This is a genomic window from Mycobacterium sp. E2479, assembly GCF_001667925.1.
GTDB lineage: Bacteria > Actinomycetota > Actinomycetes > Mycobacteriales > Mycobacteriaceae > Mycobacterium.
In genome coordinates, this window is record NZ_LZJR01000042.1 from 19,366 (window position 1) to 37,401 (window position 18,036).

An 18,036-nucleotide genomic window follows, 5' to 3' on the forward strand; every position below is an offset into this window, starting at 1 on the left:
GCGGTGCTTCATGCCAAGGTCGTTGCCATGAACAACAGCATCGACGCGCTCGCGGTCGTGATCACCGGGCTGATGGTCGGCGTGGAGCTGGCGGTCGCGGTCTTCTTCAACCCGCTCATCGCCCGGCTGCCCGACGACGGGTTCCGCGCGGCCCGCGCCGGTGCCGCCCGAGCACTGGGCACGACGATGCCGTTCTGGTATGCCGTCGTCCTGCTGCTGGTGGCCTCCCTCGCCATCCAGGAGCGCGGCGAGCAGCGCGACTGGCTGTGCGGGATCGCCGCCGCCTTGATGGTCGCGGTGATACTGCTGACGGTGACCCTGCTGGTGCCGATCAACAATCGCATCGCGAAATGGCCGGGCACCGGTGAGCTCTCGCGCGAACTCGCCGCCCGCTGGGATCGACGGCACCGGGCCCGGGTGATCCTGCTGCTGGCGGTGTTTGCTCTGCTGGCCCTCGCCGTCACCTGAGGCCGCCGTTTTGGCCGACCGCGCCGGTCAGGCTATTCTGTTAGCCGATCCACCGAAGACCGTCGGTCACCGAGCAATCGGTTGAAGGTCCGGGAGCATCCCGGCGGCCCACGCAGGAGGACGAGGCACTCAGCGCCGGCTCGCGCCGGCGTCTTTCACGCCCCGGCCGCTTCTGCGCCGGGGCGTTCGTCGTTCTCCGGGGGATCGAGACGACACGTCGCATTGACTTTCACTTCAGGAGGTAGGCATGGCCAGGGCTGACAAGGCCACCGCCGTTGCAGACATCGCCGAGCAGTTCAAGGAATCGACCGCCACCCTTATCACGGAGTACCGCGGTCTGACCGTGGCCAACCTGGCCGAACTGCGGCGCTCGCTGGGCGGCGCGGCCACCTACTCGGTGGCCAAGAACACGCTGGTCAAGCGCGCTGCCTCGGAGGCCGGGGTCGAGGGGCTCGATGAGTTGTTCGTAGGCCCGACGGCCATCGCATTCGTCACCGGGGAAGCGGTCGACGCCGCCAAGGCCATCAAGACCTTCGCCAAGGAACACAAGGCGCTGGTCATCAAAGGCGGTTACATGGACGGCCGTGCTTTGACGGTCGCCGAAGTCGAGCGCATCGCCGACCTCGAGTCGCGCGAGGTGCTGCTGGCCAAGCTGGCGGGGGCGATGAAGGGCAACCTCGCCAAGGCAGCCGGGCTGTTCAACGCTCCGGCGTCGCAGTTCGCCCGGCTCGCGGCCGCCCTGCAAGAGAAGAAGGCCGCAGAAGCTCCGGCGGCTCCCGCCGCCGCCGCAGAGCCCGCGGCCGCTGCGGAGGCCACCTCAGAACCCGCTTCGGAAAGGCCCGCCGCGGCGCCGGAAACCCCGGCCGAAGCCGAATAACAACCAAGCCCGGAACCTAGGAAAAACAAGGAAGGACCCGTACCCATGGCAAAGATGTCTACCGACGACCTGCTCGACGCTTTCAAGGAGATGACCCTGCTGGAGCTCTCCGACTTCGTGAAGAAGTTCGAGGAGACCTTCGAGGTCACCGCGGCCGCCCCGGTCGCCGTTGCCGCCGCCGGTGGTGGCGCCGCCGGTGGCGCACCCGCCGAGGCCGCCGAGGAGCAGTCGGAGTTCGACGTGATCCTCGAGGCCGCCGGTGACAAGAAGATCGGTGTCATCAAGGTGGTCCGCGAGATCGTCTCCGGCCTGGGCCTCAAGGAGGCCAAGGACCTGGTCGACGGCGCTCCCAAGCCGCTGCTGGAGAAGGTGGCCAAGGAGGCCGCCGACGAGGCCAAGACCAAGCTCGAGGCCGCCGGCGCCACCGTCACCGTCAAGTAGGTCACTGCGTGCAAACCCCCGGGATCGCCGTCTCGGGGGTTTCGCGCATTCAGCGCCTGGCCGACCGCACGGACGCGTTCACCCGATCCGCTGAATCACCGAGCGCCACGAGCAGATTCGAATACATCGCAGTGAGTACCGGCGCGACGGCGGCGCCGTCGGTGCCGTAATAGCCGGCCAGTTCCAGCATGACGAACCCGTGGATCAACGCCCAGAACTGGGCCGCGGTGGCCACGACGGACGCATCGTCGACGCCGTCCTTCACGGATCCCGCCGGTTTGATCCGGCCGGCCAGCATGCATCGGTGCACCCCGCGCACCACATGCGCGAAGCTGGGGTAGCGCCGCTCGATCTCTGCGACCGTCAGCGTCAGGACGTTGTGCGCGGGCGCGTTGATGCCGTGCGCACTGGTGCTGCCGAACATCAGCCGATACATGTGCGGGCGCCGGATGGCGTAGCGGCGGTACGCCGCGCCGATGACGAAAAGGTCGGTGACGGGATCGGCGGTCTGCGGCAGCGTCAGTGCGGCGTCGAACTGCCGAAGACCCTCCTCGGCCACCTCGGCGATCAGCCCCCGCATCCCGCCGAAGTGGGTGTACACGGCCATCGTGGAGGTGCCCGCAGCGCCGGCCACCTTGCGCGTCTGCAGGGCGTCGGGCCCGTGCTCGTCGAGCAGGCCGACCGCCGCGTGCAGCATCTCGTCGTGGACGCTGCGCTGAACGTCTGAAGTCATCGTTGCCATCTTCCCATCGGGAGCGTAGCGTGCCAATAACGCCGAAATAACAATGTTATAGGAGTTCAGAGATGACGACCGCGACAAGCGCCAAGCTTGGCAACCCGTACCTCGAGGACTTCATGGCGCCGGTTCGCGCGGAAGTCACCGCGCACGATCTGCGCGTCACCGGGCGCATCCCCGAACACCTCGACGGCCGCTACCTGCGCAACGGGCCCAACCCGGCCGCCGAGGTGGACCCGGCCGTGTACCACTGGTTCAGCGGTGACGGCATGGTGCACGGGGTAGCGCTGCGCGACGGGCAGGCGCGCTGGTATCGCAATCGCTGGGTGCGCAGCCCGAGGGTGTGCCGCACGCTCGGCGAGCCGGCGCCCGGCCGGCTCGACCCGCGCGCCGGAATGCTGAACCTGGGGGCCAACACCAACGCGTTGAGCCACGCCGGACGGACCCTGGCGTTAATCGAGGGCGGGGTCGCCAACTACGAGCTCACCGAGGAGCTGGACACAATCGGCACGTGCGACTTCGACGGCACGCTGGCGGGCGGCTACACCGCCCACCCGCACCGCGACCCGCGCTCCGGCGAACTGCACGCGGTTTCTTACTCGTTCGCCCGTGGACGAACCGTGCAGTATTCGGTGATCGATGTCACCGGCCGCGCCCGCCGCACGGTCGACATCGAGGTCGGCGGTTCGCCGATGATGCATGACTTCTCGCTGACCGACAAGTACGTCGTGATCTACGACCTGCCGGTGACCTTCGATCCGGCGCAGGTGCTGCCCCGCAACGTGCCGCCCTGGCTGGCGTTGCCGGCCCGTCTGGTGCTGCAGTCGCTGATCGGACGGGTGCGGGTGCCGAGCCCGATCAACGCCAGGATGAACCGCGACGCCCGGCACTCCGACCGGATGCCCTATGCCTGGAACCCGAACTACCCGGCGCGCATCGGGGTGATGCCACGCGAGGGCGAAAACACGGACGTGCGCTGGTTCGACATCGAGCCCTGTTACGTCTATCACCCGCTCAACGCCTACTCCGAGATGCGCGGTGACGCAGAGGTTTTGGTGCTCGACGTGGTGCGTTATGCGCGCATGTTCGACCGCGACCTGCGCGGCCCGGGAGAGAGCACCCCGATGCTGGACCGCTGGACCATCAACCTGACCACCGGTGCGGTCCGCACCGAACGGCGTGACGATCAGCCGCAGGAGTTCCCGCGGATCAACGAGGAGTTGCTGGGTGGACCGCACCGGTTCGGCTACACCGTCGGCGCGCAATTCGCCGGCGGGGGAGCAGGGCTGTTCAAACACGACTATGCGACGGGCTCGCGCGAGGTCGCGGCCCTCGATGCCGGCCTTTTACTCGGCGAGATGTCCTTTGTGCCCAACCCGTCGGCCCGCGCCGAGGACGACGGCATCCTGATGGGCTTCGGCTATCACCGCGACAGCGACGAAGGCCAATTGGTTTTGCTAGACGCGCAGACGCTCGAGCAGGTGGCCACCGTCCATCTGCCCCAGCGGGTGCCCATGGGGTTCCACGGCAACTGGGCGCCCGCTGGCTAACACGTGCGTCAAATAAGTCATGCGGTGCGGGCTTTGCGGGTGGTCTCAAGACGGCCAATTTTGCCCGCTGTCGTCCGCATCCCTGATGCCGTGTGGCAACCGTGCGCTACAGTGACTCATGCCACATAAAAGGGCAGGTGGCGGGCACGACTGTCGACGGAAGGATTTCCCATGGGCGTCGCTATCGAGGTGAACGGACTGACGAAGTCCTTCGGCTCCTCGAGAATCTGGGAAGACGTGACGCTGGAAATCCCCGCCGGGGAAGTCAGCGTTCTACTGGGACCATCAGGTACCGGCAAATCGGTTTTCCTGAAGTCCCTGATCGGTTTGTTGCGGCCCGAGCGCGGCTCGGTCGTCATCGACGGCACCGACATTCTGCAGTGCACGGCTAAGGAGCTCTACGAGATCCGCACGCTGTTCGGCGTGATGTTCCAGGATGGCGCCCTGTTCGGATCAATGAATTTGTTCGACAACGCGGCGTTCCCGCTGCGCGAGCACACCAAGAAGAAGGAAAGCGAGATCCGTGACATCGTCATGGAGAAGCTGACCCTGGTCGGTCTCGGTGGCGACGAGAAGAAGTTTCCGGGAGAGATCTCCGGCGGTATGCGCAAGCGCGCCAGCCTGGCCCGCGCCCTGGTGATGGACCCACAGATCATCCTCTGCGACGAGCCCGACTCCGGTCTGGACCCGGTCCGCACCGCCTACCTGAGCCAGCTGATCCTCGACATCAACGCCCAGATCGACGCCACGGTGCTGATCGTCACGCACAACATCAACATCGCCCGCACCGTGCCGGACAACATGGGCATGCTGTTCCGCCGCAAGCTGGTCATGTTCGGCCCGCGCGAGGTGCTGCTGACCAGCGACGAGCCCGTCGTGCGGCAGTTCCTCAACGGTCGCCGGATCGGACCGATCGGCATGTCCGAAGAAAAGGACGAGGCGACCATGGCCGAAGAGCAGGCCGCACTGGACGCCGGACAGCATGCCGGCGGTGTCGAGGAGATCGAGGGTGTGCCCCCGCAGATCGTCGCGTCGCCGGGCATGCCGGAGCGCAAGGCCGTCGCCCGGCGCCAGGCGCGGGTGCGCGACATCCTGCATACCCTGCCGCAGAAGGCGCAAGCCGCCATCATCGACGACATGGAAGGCACCCACAAGTATCGGGCGCACGAGGTCGGCGACTAGGGCGCGGTGCCGGCGCGTTTCGCGATAACTCCGCGTAACACTCCCGGCCCGCCCTCTTGACGACGGGCCATAAATTGGCCAGTCTGTTGGGCAGCATGTACCTGAATGGCCCAAGGGAAGTCGAGATCGCCAGCCAGCGCCGATGTCCCTGGATTGCTAATGCTGGGAAGTTGAGGAATGCGCCGTCCTGCGCTATTGTTGGACGTTGCGCTGGCTACCTCCTGCCCACCTCACCCGCCACCTGACACCGTGGTCCAAGCCTGAGCCCCTTGAGCGGCTTAGTTCTGGTTGCGCGTGAGATCCGGACAGATCGTCTGCCGGCCGAACCGACACAATTCGCGGCGAGCTGGCCGGTGGTCCCGGTCTTCGTGAGTCGCACGAGGTGCTGGAAGGATGCATCTTGGCAGATTTCCGCCAGAGCAAGACGGATCGCCCACAAAGTTCCTCTAACGGAAGTTCCTCAAACGGCTCCGTGCCTGGAGCCCCTAACCGAGTTTCCTTCGCCAAGCTCCGCGAACCGCTCGAGGTTCCGGGTCTGCTTGACGTGCAGATCGACTCCTTCGAGTGGTTGATCGGCGCGCCGCGGTGGCGTGAGGCCGCCGCCGCGCGCGGGGATGTGACTCCGGTGGGTGGCCTGGAAGAGGTGCTCTACGAGCTTTCGCCGATCGAGGATTTCTCCGGCTCGATGTCGCTGTCGTTCTCTGACCCGCGTTTCGACGAGGTCAAGGCGCCGGTCGACGAGTGCAAAGACAAGGACATGACGTACGCGGCCCCGCTGTTCGTCACGGCCGAGTTCATCAACAACAACACCGGCGAGATCAAGAGCCAGACGGTGTTCATGGGTGACTTCCCGATGATGACCGAGAAGGGCACCTTCATCATCAACGGCACCGAGCGTGTCGTGGTCAGCCAGCTGGTCCGCTCGCCCGGTGTGTATTTCGACGAGACCATCGACAAGTCGACCGAGAAGCTGTTGCACAGCGTCAAGGTGATCCCGAGCCGGGGCGCCTGGCTGGAGTTCGACGTCGACAAGCGCGACACCGTCGGCGTCCGCATCGACCGCAAGCGCCGCCAGCCCGTCACGGTGCTGCTCAAGGCGCTGGGCTGGACCAGCGAGCAGATCACGGAGCGGTTCGGTTTCTCCGAGATCATGATGTCGACGTTGGAGAAGGACAACACCGCCGGCACCGACGAGGCGCTGCTGGACATCTACCGCAAGCTGCGTCCGGGCGAGCCGCCGACCAAGGAGTCCGCGCAGACCCTGCTGGAGAACCTGTTCTTCAAGGAGAAGCGATACGACCTGGCTCGCGTCGGCCGCTACAAGGTCAACAAGAAGCTCGGCCTGCATGCGGGCGAGCCGATCACGTCGTCGACGCTGACCGAGGAAGACGTCGTCGCCACCATCGAATACCTGGTGCGCCTGCACGAGGGCCAGTCGACGATGACGGTTCCCGGTGGCGTCGAGGTGCCGGTGGAGACCGACGACATCGACCACTTCGGCAACCGCCGCCTGCGCACCGTGGGTGAACTGATCCAGAACCAGATCCGGGTCGGCATGTCCCGGATGGAGCGCGTGGTCCGGGAGCGGATGACCACCCAGGACGTCGAGGCCATCACGCCGCAGACCCTGATCAACATCCGGCCGGTCGTCGCCGCGATCAAGGAGTTCTTCGGCACCAGCCAGCTGTCGCAGTTCATGGACCAGAACAACCCGCTGTCCGGGCTGACCCACAAGCGTCGCCTCTCGGCGCTGGGCCCCGGAGGTCTGTCCCGTGAGCGTGCCGGCCTGGAGGTCCGTGACGTCCACCCCAGCCATTACGGCCGGATGTGCCCGATCGAGACCCCGGAGGGTCCCAACATCGGTCTGATCGGCTCGCTGGCGACTTACGCGCGGGTCAACCCGTTCGGGTTCATCGAGACGCCGTACCGCAAGGTTGTCGACGGTGTGATCAGCGACGAGATCCACTACCTGACCGCCGACGAGGAGGACCGCCACGTCGTGGCGCAGGCCAACTCGCCGATCGACGCCAGGGGACGGTTCGAAGAGTCCCGCGTCCTGGTCCGCCGGAAGGCGGGCGAGGTCGAGTACGTGCCCTCGTCCGAGGTGGACTACATGGACGTGTCGCCGCGCCAGATGGTGTCGGTGGCCACGGCCATGATCCCGTTCCTCGAGCACGACGACGCCAACCGTGCCCTGATGGGCGCCAACATGCAGCGCCAGGCGGTTCCGCTGGTGCGCAGCGAGGCGCCGCTGGTGGGTACCGGTATGGAGCTGCGCGCGGCGATCGATGCCGGCGACGTGGTCGTGGCCGACAAGGGCGGGGTGATCGAGGAGGTCTCCGCCGACTACATCACCGTTATGGCTGACGACGGCACCCGGCACACCTACCGGATGCGCAAGTTCGAGCGGTCCAACCACGGAACCTGTGCCAACCAGTCGCCGATCGTCGACGCCGGCGAGCGGGTGGAGGCCGGCCAGGTCATCGCCGACGGTCCCTGCACCGAGAACGGTGAGATGGCGCTGGGCAAGAACCTGCTCGTGGCGATCATGCCGTGGGAAGGCCACAACTACGAGGACGCGATCATCCTCTCCAACCGGCTGGTCGAGGAGGACGTGCTCACCTCCATCCACATCGAGGAGCACGAAATCGACGCCCGCGACACCAAGTTGGGCGCCGAGGAGATCACCCGGGACATCCCGAACGTCTCCGACGAGGTGCTGGCCGACCTGGACGAGCGCGGCATCGTGCGCATCGGTGCCGAGGTTCGCGACGGCGACATCCTGGTCGGCAAGGTCACCCCGAAGGGTGAGACCGAGCTGACGCCGGAGGAGCGGCTGCTGCGCGCGATCTTCGGTGAGAAGGCCCGCGAGGTTCGCGACACCTCATTGAAGGTGCCGCACGGCGAGTCCGGCAAGGTCATCGGCATCCGGGTGTTCTCCCGCGAGGACGACGACGAGCTGCCGGCCGGGGTCAACGAGTTGGTGCGCGTCTACGTGGCCCAGAAGCGCAAGATCTCCGACGGCGACAAGCTCGCCGGACGCCACGGCAACAAGGGCGTCATCGGCAAGATCCTGCCGGCCGAGGACATGCCGTTCCTGCCGGACGGCACCCCGGTGGACATCATCCTGAACACCCACGGTGTGCCGCGACGGATGAACATCGGCCAGATCTTGGAAACGCACCTGGGTTGGGTGGCCAAGTCCGGCTGGAACATCGACGGTTCACCCGACTGGGCGGCCAGCCTGCCCGAGGAGCTGCGGCACGCGCAGCCGAACCAGATCGTGTCGACTCCGGTGTTCGATGGCGCCAAGGAGGAGGAGCTGGCCGGCATGTTGTCGTGCACGCTGCCAAACCGTGACGGCGAGGTCATGGTCGACGGCGACGGCAAGGCGGTGCTGTTCGACGGCCGCAGCGGTGAGCCGTTCCCGTACCCGGTGACCGTTGGCTACATGTACATCATGAAGCTGCACCACCTGGTGGACGACAAGATCCACGCCCGTTCCACCGGCCCGTACTCGATGATCACGCAGCAGCCGCTGGGTGGTAAGGCGCAGTTCGGTGGCCAGCGCTTCGGTGAAATGGAGTGCTGGGCCATGCAGGCCTACGGTGCCGCGTACACGCTGCAGGAGCTGCTGACCATCAAGTCCGACGACACCGTCGGTCGGGTCAAGGTGTACGAAGCGATCGTCAAGGGCGAGAACATCCCGGAGCCGGGCATCCCCGAGTCCTTCAAGGTGTTGCTCAAGGAGCTGCAGTCGCTCTGCCTCAACGTCGAGGTGCTGTCCAGCGATGGTGCGGCCATCGAGCTGCGCGAAGGCGAGGACGAGGACCTCGAGCGGGCGGCGGCGAATCTGGGGATCAACTTGTCCCGCAACGAATCCGCGTCCGTCGAGGACCTGGCCTAGCTTGACTCCACGCAAAGCGTTTTTTCAGTTACTAAACCCGCAAGGGGAAAGGGAGTTACGTGCTCGACGTCAACTTCTTCGATGAACTCCGTATCGGCCTGGCCACCGCGGAGGACATCAGGCAATGGTCTTACGGCGAGGTCAAGAAGCCGGAGACGATCAACTACCGCACGCTGAAGCCGGAGAAGGACGGCCTGTTCTGCGAGAAGATCTTCGGACCGACTCGCGACTGGGAGTGCTACTGCGGCAAGTACAAGCGAGTCCGGTTCAAGGGCATCATCTGTGAGCGCTGCGGCGTCGAGGTGACGCGCGCCAAGGTGCGTCGCGAGCGGATGGGCCACATCGAGTTGGCCGCGCCCGTTACGCACATCTGGTACTTCAAGGGCGTGCCGTCGCGCCTGGGGTATCTGCTCGACCTGGCGCCGAAGGATCTCGAGAAGATCATCTACTTCGCTGCCTACGTCATCACCTCGGTCGACGAGGAGATGCGCCACAACGAGCTCTCGACGCTCGAGGCCGAAATGATGGTGGAGCGCAAGGCCATTGAGGACCAGCGCGACGCCGACCTGGAGGCCCGTGCCCAGAAGCTCGAGGCCGACCTGGCCGAACTGGAGGCCGAGGGTGCCAAAGCCGACGCGCGCCGCAAGGTTCGCGACGGCGGCGAGCGTGAGATGCGTCAGCTGCGGGATCGGGCCCAGCGTGAGCTGGACCGGCTCGAGGAGATCTGGACGACCTTCACCAAGCTGGCTCCCAAGCAGCTGATCGTCGACGAGAACCTCTACCGCGAGCTGATCGACCGCTTCGGTGAGTACTTCACCGGCGCCATGGGTGCGGAGTCGATCCAGAAGCTGATCGAGAACTTCGACATCGACGCCGAGGCCGAGATCCTGCGGGACGTCATCCGGAACGGCAAGGGGCAGAAGAAGCTTCGCGCGCTCAAGCGACTCAAGGTGGTCGCTGCCTTCCAACAGTCGGGCAACTCCCCGATGGGGATGGTGCTCGACGCCGTCCCGGTGATTCCGCCGGAACTGCGCCCGATGGTGCAGCTCGACGGTGGCCGGTTCGCCACCAGCGACCTGAACGACCTGTACCGCCGCGTGATCAACCGCAACAACCGCCTCAAGAGGCTGATCGACCTCGGTGCGCCCGAGATCATCGTCAACAACGAGAAGCGGATGTTGCAGGAGTCCGTGGACGCGCTGTTCGACAACGGCCGTCGCGGCCGCCCGGTCACCGGACCGGGTAACCGTCCGCTGAAGTCGCTGTCGGATCTGCTCAAGGGTAAGCAGGGCCGGTTCCGCCAGAACCTGCTCGGTAAGCGTGTCGACTACTCGGGCCGCAGCGTCATCGTGGTCGGTCCGCAGCTCAAGCTGCACCAGTGCGGTCTGCCCAAGCTGATGGCGCTGGAGCTGTTCAAGCCGTTCGTGATGAAGCGGCTGGTCGACCTCAACCACGCGCAGAACATCAAGAGCGCCAAGCGCATGGTGGAGCGTCAGCGTCCCCAGGTGTGGGATGTCCTCGAAGAGGTCATCGCCGAGCACCCGGTGCTGCTGAACCGCGCACCGACGCTGCACCGGCTGGGTATCCAGGCCTTCGAGCCAATGCTGGTGGAAGGCAAGGCAATCCAGCTGCACCCGCTGGTGTGTGAGGCGTTCAACGCCGACTTCGACGGCGACCAGATGGCGGTGCACTTACCGCTGAGCGCCGAGGCGCAGGCCGAGGCCCGCATTTTGATGCTGTCGAGTAACAACATCCTGTCGCCCGCGTCCGGCCGTCCGCTGGCCATGCCGCGTCTGGACATGGTGACCGGTCTGTACTACCTGACCACCGAGGTGGACGGGGACAAGGGCGAATTCAAGGCGGCCGCCAAGGACGAGCCCGAGGTCGGGGTTTACTCCTCGCCGGCCGAGGCGATCATGGCGTCCGACCGTGGCGTGCTATCGGTGCGGGCCAAGATCAAGGTGCGGCTGACCCAGTTGCGTCCGCCCGCCGAGATCGAGGCCGAGCTTTTCGGCGCCAACGGCTGGCAGCCGGGCGACGCCTGGATGGCTGAGACCACCTTGGGCCGTGTGCTTTTCAACGAGTTGCTGCCGGTCGGCTATCCGTTCGTGAACAAGCAGATGCACAAGAAGGTCCAGGCTTCGATCATCAACGATCTGGCCGAGCGCTACCCGATGATCGTCGTCGCGCAGACCGTGGACAAGCTCAAGGACGCCGGTTTCTACTGGGCAACCCGCAGTGGTGTCACGGTCTCGATGGCCGACGTGCTCGTCCCGCCGCGCAAGAAGGAGATCCTCGACCAGTACGAGGAGCGGGCCGAGAAGGTCGAAAAGCAGTTCCAGCGTGGTGCTTTGAACCACGACGAGCGCAACGAGGCGTTGGTGGAGATCTGGAAGGAAGCCACCGACGAGGTCGGTCAGGCGCTGCGTGAGCACTACCCGGCCGACAACCCGATCATCACGATCGTGGACTCGGGTGCCACGGGTAACTTCACCCAGACGCGAACGCTCGCCGGCATGAAGGGTCTGGTGACCAACCCGAAGGGTGAGTTCATCCCGCGTCCGGTCAAGTCGTCGTTCCGTGAGGGCCTGACCGTGCTGGAGTACTTCATCAACACCCACGGCGCCCGAAAGGGCCTGGCGGACACCGCGTTGCGTACCGCCGACTCGGGTTACCTGACCCGTCGTCTGGTGGACGTCAGCCAGGACGTCATCGTGCGCGAGCACGACTGCGAGACCGAGCGGGGCATCACCGTCGAGTTGGCCGAGCGTCAGCCGGACGGCACCTTGATCCGCGACCCGTACATCGAAACCTCGGCGTACGCACGGACTCTGGGCGCCGACGCGGTCGACGAGGCCGGCAACGTCGTTGTTCCTCGTGGCGAGGACTTGGGTGACCCCGAGATCGAGGCGCTGCTGGCCGCGGGCATAACGCACATCAAGGTGCGGTCGGTGCTGACGTGCACCACCGGCACCGGCGTGTGTGCGACCTGCTACGGACGGTCCATGGCCACCGGAAAGCTGGTCGACATCGGCGAGGCCGTCGGTATCGTCGCGGCGCAGTCCATCGGTGAGCCCGGTACGCAGCTGACCATGCGTACCTTCCACCAGGGTGGTGTCGGTGAGGACATCACCGGCGGTCTGCCCCGGGTGCAGGAGCTGTTCGAGGCCCGCATCCCGCGCGGTAAGGCGCCGATCGCCGACGTCACCGGCCGGGTGCGTCTCGAGGACGGTGAGCGCTTCTACAAGATCACCATCGTTCCCGACGACGGCAGCGAAGAGGTCGTGTACGACAAGCTCTCCAAGCGGCAGCGGCTGCGTGTGTTCAAGCACGAAGACGGTTCCGAGCGGGTGCTGTCCGACGGCGACCACGTCGAGGTGGGCCAGCAGCTGATGGAAGGCTCGGCCGACCCGCATGAGGTGCTGCGCGTGCAGGGCCCCCGCGAGGTGCAGATCCACTTGGTCCGCGAGGTCCAGGAGGTCTACCGCGCTCAGGGTGTGTCCATTCACGACAAGCACATCGAGGTGATCGTTCGCCAGATGCTGCGCCGCGTCACCATCATCGACTCGGGCTCGACGGAGTTCCTGCCCGGCTCGCTGATCGACCGTGCGGAGTTCGAGGCGGAGAACCGCCGGGTGGTGGCCGAGGGCGGCGAGCCCGCCGCCGGACGTCCGGTCCTGATGGGTATCACGAAGGCGTCGCTGGCCACCGACTCGTGGCTGAGTGCGGCGTCGTTCCAGGAGACCACGCGAGTGCTGACCGATGCGGCCATCAACTGCCGCAGCGACAAGCTCAACGGTCTGAAGGAGAACGTGATCATCGGAAAGCTGATCCCGGCCGGTACCGGTATCAACCGGTACCGCAACATCCAGGTGCAGCCCACCGAGGAGGCCCGGGCGGCCGCGTACACGATCCCGTCCTACGAGGATCAGTACTACAGCCCGGACTTCGGCCAGGCCACCGGTGCCGCGGTGCCGCTGGACGACTACGGCTACAGCGACTACCGCTAGTCAGCGACGAGAAAGCCCCGGGCACTTGCCCGGGGCTTTCTCGTGTGCCCCGCCGCCGAGTGTGCGTCCAGCCGCACGTTCGGACTCGAATGTGCGGCCAGCCGCACGTTCGGCCGGCGGTTAGGCAGCCCAACTAGACTGGCCGACGTGCTCATCGGTTCACACGTCCGCAACGACGACCCGCTGGCCGCGGCGCAAGCCGACGGCGCCGACGTGGTGCAGTTCTTCCTCGGCAACCCGCAGAGCTGGAAGAAACCCAAACCCCGCGACGATGCCGAGGCGCTCAAAGCGTCGGCCGTGCCGATTTACGTCCATGCGCCGTACCTCATCAACGTCGCCTCGGCGAACAACCGCATCCGGATCCCGTCGCGCAAAATCCTGCAGGACACCTGCGACGCGGCCTCGGAAATCGGCGCGACGGCGGTCATCGTGCATGGCGGCCACGCCGACGACGACGACATGGAAGCCGGCTTCGAGCGCTGGGTCAAAGCGCTGGACTACCTCAAGACAGACGTGCAGGTGTATCTGGAGAACACCGCCGGCGGCGACCACGCGATGGCCCGCTACTTCGACACCATCGGCAAACTGTGGGATCACATCGGCGACAAGGGAATTGGCTTCTGCCTGGACACCTGTCACGCCTGGGCCGCCGGCGAGGCCCTGATCGATGCGGTCGACAGGATCAAGGCCCTGACCGGACGCATCGACCTGGTGCACTGCAACGACTCAAGGGACGCGGCGGGCTCCGGTGCCGACCGGCACGCCAACTTCGGCACCGGCCAGATCGACCCGGCGCTGCTCGTCGCGGTGGTCGAGGCCGCCGGTGCGCCGGTGATCTGCGAAACCGCGGACGAGGGCCGCAAGGACGACATCGCCTTCCTGCGGGAGAACACCAGCGGCTGAGCCACAACCCATGCCCGGTCGGATCGTGACGCTTTTCGGGGCGCTCCTGTTGGTCGCACCGGCATGAGTAACGGCGCGATCATGTCCTCCACGCTGGCCTGCGATACCGACATCTTCGCCGCGATCGGTCCGGTGGCCGGCGCGCAGCTGACCGACTGCCGCAAACCGCTGACCGCGGCGTCGTTCTCATCACCATCGACGGCGGCGGCCATGAATGGCCGAGCTTCGCCAGCCAGCGGTTGTGGGACTTCTTCGCGGCTCATCGCCGGTAGTCGTATTACACCTCTTGTGCAACTGTCGTAAAAATGTAACATGAGGGCATGTCGGATACGCATGTCGTCACCAACCAGGTTCCTCCGCTGGAGAACTACAACCCCGCAACGTCCGCGGTGCTCGTCGAGGCACTGATCCGCGAGGGCGGGGAATGGGGCTCAGAGGAGGTGAACGAGGTCGGTGCGATCGCAGGCGGCCACGAGGCCCAGCGGTGGGGTGAACTCGCCGACCGCAACCGGCCCATTTTGCACACGCACGACAAATACGGTCATCGCCTCGACGAGGTCGAATACGACCCGGCCTACCACGAGCTGATGCGCACGGCGATCGCCGGCGGCATCCACGCCGCGCCGTGGGCCGATGACCGGCCGGGCGCACATGTGGTGCGGGCCGCCAAGATGTCGGTCTGGAACGTCGAGCCCGGCCACACCTGCCCGATCTCGATGACTTACGCCGTGGTCCCCGCGCTGCGTTACAACCCGGAGCTCGCGGCGGTCTACGAGCCCCTGCTGACCAGCCGTGAATACGACCCCGAACTCAAACTGGCCACCACTAAGCGGGGCATCACCGCCGGCATGTCGATGACCGAGAAGCAGGGCGGTTCCGACGTGCGCGCCGGGACCACGCAGGCGACCCCGAACGGTGACGGCAGCTACAGCCTGACCGGGCACAAGTGGTTCACCTCGGCGCCGATGTGCGACATCTTCCTGGTGCTCGCGCAGGCTCCCGGCGGCCTGTCCTGCTTCATGTTGCCGCGGGTGCTGCCCGACGGCACGCGCAACCGAATGTTTTTGCAGCGGCTCAAAGACAAGCTCGGCAACCACGCCAATGCCTCCAGCGAGGTCGAATACGACGGTGCCATCGCGTGGCTGGTCGGTGAGGAGGGTCGCGGCGTCCCCACCATCATCGAGATGGTCAACCTCACCCGCCTGGACTGCACCCTGGGCAGCGCCACCAGCATGCGCACCGGCCTGACCCGCGCCATCCATCACGCGCAGCACCGAAAGGCGTTCGGCGCGTATCTGATCGACCAACCGTTGATGCGCAACGTGCTCGCCGACCTCGCCGTGGAGGCCGAGGCCGCCACCATCGTCGCGATGCGGATGGCCGGCGCCACCGACAAGGCGTTGCGCGGGGACGACCAGGAGGCGCTGCTGCGCCGCATCGGTTTGGCGGCCAGCAAGTACTGGGTGTGCAAGCGCGCCACCCCGCACGCCGCCGAGGCGCTGGAATGCCTGGGCGGCAACGGTTACGTCGAGGAATCGGGCATGCCGCGACTGTTCCGTGAGGCCCCGCTGATGGGCATCTGGGAGGGCTCGGGCAACGTCAGCGCGCTGGACACGTTGCGCGCCATGGCAACTCGCCCCGAATGCGTCGAGGTGCTGTTCACCGAACTGTCCGAGAGCGCCGCGGCCGACCCGCGACTGGGCGCTCACGTCGACCGCCTGCGGGCAGACCTGGGCGATCTGGACACCATCGCGCACCGGGCCCGTAAGGTCGCCGAGGACATCTGCCTGGCGCTGCAGGGCTCGCTGCTGGTGCGCCACGGCCACCCCGCCGTCGCCGAGGCCTTCCTGACGACCCGTCTCGACCGCCAGTGGGGCGGGGCATACGGCACCATGCCCACCGGCCTGGATCTGGCCCCAATCCTCGAGCGTGCTCTGGTAAAGGGATGACCCACGCGATCAGGCCGGTCGACTTCGACGACCTGAAGACGATGACCTACGAGGTCACCGATCGGGTCGCCCGGATCACCTTCAACCGGCCGGAAAAGGGCAACGCGATCGTCGCGGACACCCCGCTGGAGCTCTCGGCGTTGGTCGAGCGCGCCGATTTGGATCCCAACGTGCACGTGATCCTGGTGGCGGGCCGCGGCGAGGGCTTCTGCGCCGGTTTCGACCTGAGCGCGTACGCCGACCGCACCAGCTCGGCCGGCGGGACCGGCGCCTACGCGGGCACCGTCCTCAGCGGAAAGACCCAGGCGGTCAACCACATACCCGACCAGCCGTGGGACCCCATGATCGACTACCAGATGATGAGCCGGTTCGTGCGTGGCTTCTCCAGCCTGATGCACGCCGACAAGCCGACGGTGGTCAAGATCCACGGTTACTGCGTGGCCGGGGGCACGGACATCGCGCTGCACGCCGACCAGGTGATCGCGGCCGCCGACGCCAAGATCGGCTACCCGCCGACGCGGGTCTGGGGCGTCCCGGCGGCGGGCCTGTGGGCGCACCGCCTCGGCGACCAGCGCGCCAAGCGCCTGCTGTTCACCGGCGACTGCATCACCGGCGCGCAGGCCGCCGAATGGGGCCTGGCGGTCGAGGCGCCGGACGCCAAGGATCTCGACGAGCGCACCGAGCGGCTGGTCGAACGGATCGCCGCGGTACCCGTAAACCAGTTGATCATGGTGAAGCTGGCGCTGAATTCGGCGCTGCTGCAACAGGGCGTGGCCACCAGTCGCATGGTCAGCACCGTGTTCGACGGCGTCGCCCGGCACACCCCGGAGGGCCACGCCTTCGTCGCCGACGCGACCGAGCACGGTTTCCGGGAAGCGGTACGACATCGCGACGAGCCCTTCGGCGACCACGGCCGTCGCGCATCCGGAGTGTAGCCATGCCGGATATGACAGCACGGTCGGTGGTGCTCAGCGTACTGCTCGGCGCACATCCCGCACACGCTCGTGCCAACGAATTGATAAAGCTCACTTCCGATTTCGGCATCAAGGAGTCGACGCTGCGGGTGGCGCTGACCCGCATGGTCGGTGCCGGCGATCTGGTTCGCTCCGCCGACGGCTATCGGCTCTCGGATCGCCTACTCGCCCGCCAGCGGCGGCAGGACGACGCCATCGACCCGCGGGTCCGACCCTGGCAAGGGGAGTGGGTCACGCTCATCGTGACCAGCGTCGGGAAGGACGCGCGCACCCGCGCGGCACTGCGGTCGACACTGCACGACAAGCGCTTCGGTGAACTCCGGGAAGGCGTGTGGATGCGCCCCGACAACATCGACGCGGAGCCCGGCCCCGAGGTCACCGCCCAGGCGAGGGTGCTGCGGGCGCGCGACGACGACCCCGCCGAGCTGGCCGCGCAGCTGTGGGACCTGCCCGCATGGGCCCGGGCCGGCCGTCGGCTGCTCGACGAGATGGCCGCGGCGCCAGACATTCCGGGCCGTTTTCTGGTGGCCGCGGCGACGGTCCGGCACCTGCTCACTGACCCGGTGCTGCCCGACGAGTTGCTGCCGGCCGACTGGCCCGGCGCCCGGTTGCGCGCGGCCTACCACGACTTCGCCGCTGAGCTGCTGTGGCGGCGCGAACCACTATTTGCGGAGGCGACATGACTGATCCGGTGCGTATCGAGCGCAATGGCCCGGTGACCACGGTCATCATCAACCGGCCCGCGGCGCGCAATGCGGTCAACGGCCCGACGGCCGCCGCGCTGCACTCGGCGTTCGAGGAGTTCGACCGCGACGACACCGCATCGGTGGCGGTGCTGTGGGGCGATAACGGGTTTGGACAGCACCATCCGCGTCGGGCCCATCGGGCCGGGGCCGGTGCGATGCACGGCGTTGGCGTCGGGTGTGCCGAAGGCCTTCAAATCCGCTCCGGCGCAGAATGTTCCGTTATCGCCCCACAGCACCGCCACCGATGCGGTGTCGTCGCGGTCGAACTCCTCGAACGCCGAGTGCAGCGCGGC

The 18,036-nt window shown here is 66.6% G+C and carries 12 protein-coding genes and 2 pseudogenes; 12 read left to right on the plus strand and 2 right to left on the minus strand.

The window, feature by feature from the left end; translation table 11 throughout:
• Positions 1-27 precede the first annotated feature (27 nt).
• The 3 genes from A5686_RS04245 (at position 28) to rplL (ending at position 1,786) form a co-directional block, all read left to right on the plus strand.
• A complete protein-coding gene (locus tag A5686_RS04245; RefSeq protein WP_067931439.1) occupies positions 28-468 on the plus strand; it encodes a DUF1772 domain-containing protein in 441 nt (146 codons plus the stop codon).
• Between the two features lie 247 nt (positions 469-715).
• Positions 716-1,345 (plus strand): 50S ribosomal protein L10, encoded by a 630-nt coding sequence (gene rplJ / locus A5686_RS04250; protein ID WP_067931441.1) that lies wholly within the window; start codon positions 716-718, stop codon positions 1,343-1,345.
• A gap of 45 nt (positions 1,346-1,390) precedes the next feature.
• Positions 1,391-1,786, plus strand: coding sequence for a 50S ribosomal protein L7/L12 (rplL, locus tag A5686_RS04255; RefSeq protein ID WP_007767831.1), 396 nt, complete (start codon positions 1,391-1,393; stop codon positions 1,784-1,786).
• 49 nt (positions 1,787-1,835) lie between these two features.
• Here rplL and A5686_RS04260 read toward each other — a convergent pair whose 3' ends face one another.
• Entirely contained in the window at positions 1,836-2,519 is a 684-nt protein-coding gene (locus A5686_RS04260) for a TetR/AcrR family transcriptional regulator (RefSeq protein ID WP_067931467.1), read from the minus strand.
• A gap of 71 nt (positions 2,520-2,590) precedes the next feature.
• On the opposite strand from A5686_RS04260, the gene A5686_RS04265 reads away from it, so the two are divergent.
• The 9 genes and pseudogenes from A5686_RS04265 to A5686_RS04305 all read left to right on the plus strand — a co-directional run bounded on the left by A5686_RS04265 (position 2,591) and on the right by A5686_RS04305 (position 17,680).
• Entirely contained in the window at positions 2,591-4,072 is a 1,482-nt protein-coding gene (locus tag A5686_RS04265; protein WP_067931443.1) for a carotenoid oxygenase family protein, read from the plus strand.
• A gap of 171 nt (positions 4,073-4,243) precedes the next feature.
• Positions 4,244-5,254 (plus strand): ABC transporter ATP-binding protein, encoded by a 1,011-nt coding sequence (locus tag A5686_RS04270; protein ID WP_067931446.1) that lies wholly within the window; start codon positions 4,244-4,246, stop codon positions 5,252-5,254.
• Between the two features lie 400 nt (positions 5,255-5,654).
• Positions 5,655-9,161, plus strand: a complete 3,507-nt coding sequence (locus A5686_RS04275) for a DNA-directed RNA polymerase subunit beta (protein WP_156749931.1) — start codon at positions 5,655-5,657, stop codon at positions 9,159-9,161.
• Between the two features lie 59 nt (positions 9,162-9,220).
• Positions 9,221-13,171 (plus strand): DNA-directed RNA polymerase subunit beta', encoded by a 3,951-nt coding sequence (locus tag A5686_RS04280; RefSeq protein WP_067931450.1) that lies wholly within the window; start codon positions 9,221-9,223, stop codon positions 13,169-13,171.
• A 147-nt stretch (positions 13,172-13,318) separates the two neighbouring features.
• Positions 13,319-14,074 carry a deoxyribonuclease IV gene (locus A5686_RS04285; RefSeq protein ID WP_067931452.1) on the plus strand — a complete coding sequence of 252 codons (756 nt, stop codon included), beginning with the start codon at positions 13,319-13,321 and terminating at the stop codon, positions 14,072-14,074.
• 57 nt (positions 14,075-14,131) lie between these two features.
• Positions 14,132-14,346, plus strand: a pseudogene (locus A5686_RS04290) (hypothetical protein); the annotation flags it as partial.
• A gap of 48 nt (positions 14,347-14,394) precedes the next feature.
• Positions 14,395-16,023, plus strand: a complete 1,629-nt coding sequence (locus A5686_RS04295; RefSeq protein ID WP_067931456.1) for an acyl-CoA dehydrogenase family protein — start codon at positions 14,395-14,397, stop codon at positions 16,021-16,023.
• Positions 16,020-16,958, plus strand: a complete 939-nt coding sequence (locus A5686_RS04300) for a crotonase/enoyl-CoA hydratase family protein (RefSeq protein WP_067931459.1) — start codon at positions 16,020-16,022, stop codon at positions 16,956-16,958. Before A5686_RS04295 ends, A5686_RS04300 begins: the two co-directional genes overlap by 4 nt.
• 2 nt (positions 16,959-16,960) lie before the next feature.
• On the plus strand, positions 16,961-17,680 hold the full coding sequence (locus A5686_RS04305; protein WP_067931461.1) for a PaaX family transcriptional regulator C-terminal domain-containing protein: 720 nt from the start codon (positions 16,961-16,963) through the stop codon (positions 17,678-17,680).
• 158 nt (positions 17,681-17,838) lie between these two features.
• Here A5686_RS04305 and A5686_RS26370 read toward each other — a convergent pair.
• Positions 17,839-18,036, minus strand: a pseudogene (locus A5686_RS26370) (enoyl-CoA hydratase); the annotation flags it as partial.

What these genes read in the sequence shown, in the direction of transcription:
- A5686_RS04270 (WP_067931446.1), top strand. Translation starts at nt 4,244, where the DNA reads ATGGGCGTCGCTATCGAGGTGAACGGACTGACGAAGTCCTTCGGCTCC.
- rplJ (WP_067931441.1), top strand. Translation starts at nt 716, where the DNA reads ATGGCCAGGGCTGACAAGGCCACCGCCGTTGCAGACATCGCCGAGCAG.
- A5686_RS04245 (WP_067931439.1), top strand. Translation starts at nt 28, where the DNA reads ATGAACAACAGCATCGACGCGCTCGCGGTCGTGATCACCGGGCTGATG.
- A5686_RS04305 (WP_067931461.1), top strand. Translation starts at nt 16,961, where the DNA reads ATGCCGGATATGACAGCACGGTCGGTGGTGCTCAGCGTACTGCTCGGC.
- A5686_RS04260 (WP_067931467.1), bottom strand. Translation starts at nt 2,519, where the DNA reads ATGACTTCAGACGTTCAGCGCAGCGTCCACGACGAGATGCTGCACGCG.
- rplL (WP_007767831.1), top strand. Translation starts at nt 1,391, where the DNA reads ATGGCAAAGATGTCTACCGACGACCTGCTCGACGCTTTCAAGGAGATG.
- A5686_RS04300 (WP_067931459.1), top strand. Translation starts at nt 16,020, where the DNA reads ATGACCCACGCGATCAGGCCGGTCGACTTCGACGACCTGAAGACGATG.
- A5686_RS04265 (WP_067931443.1), top strand. Translation starts at nt 2,591, where the DNA reads ATGACGACCGCGACAAGCGCCAAGCTTGGCAACCCGTACCTCGAGGAC.
- A5686_RS04295 (WP_067931456.1), top strand. Translation starts at nt 14,395, where the DNA reads ATGTCGGATACGCATGTCGTCACCAACCAGGTTCCTCCGCTGGAGAAC.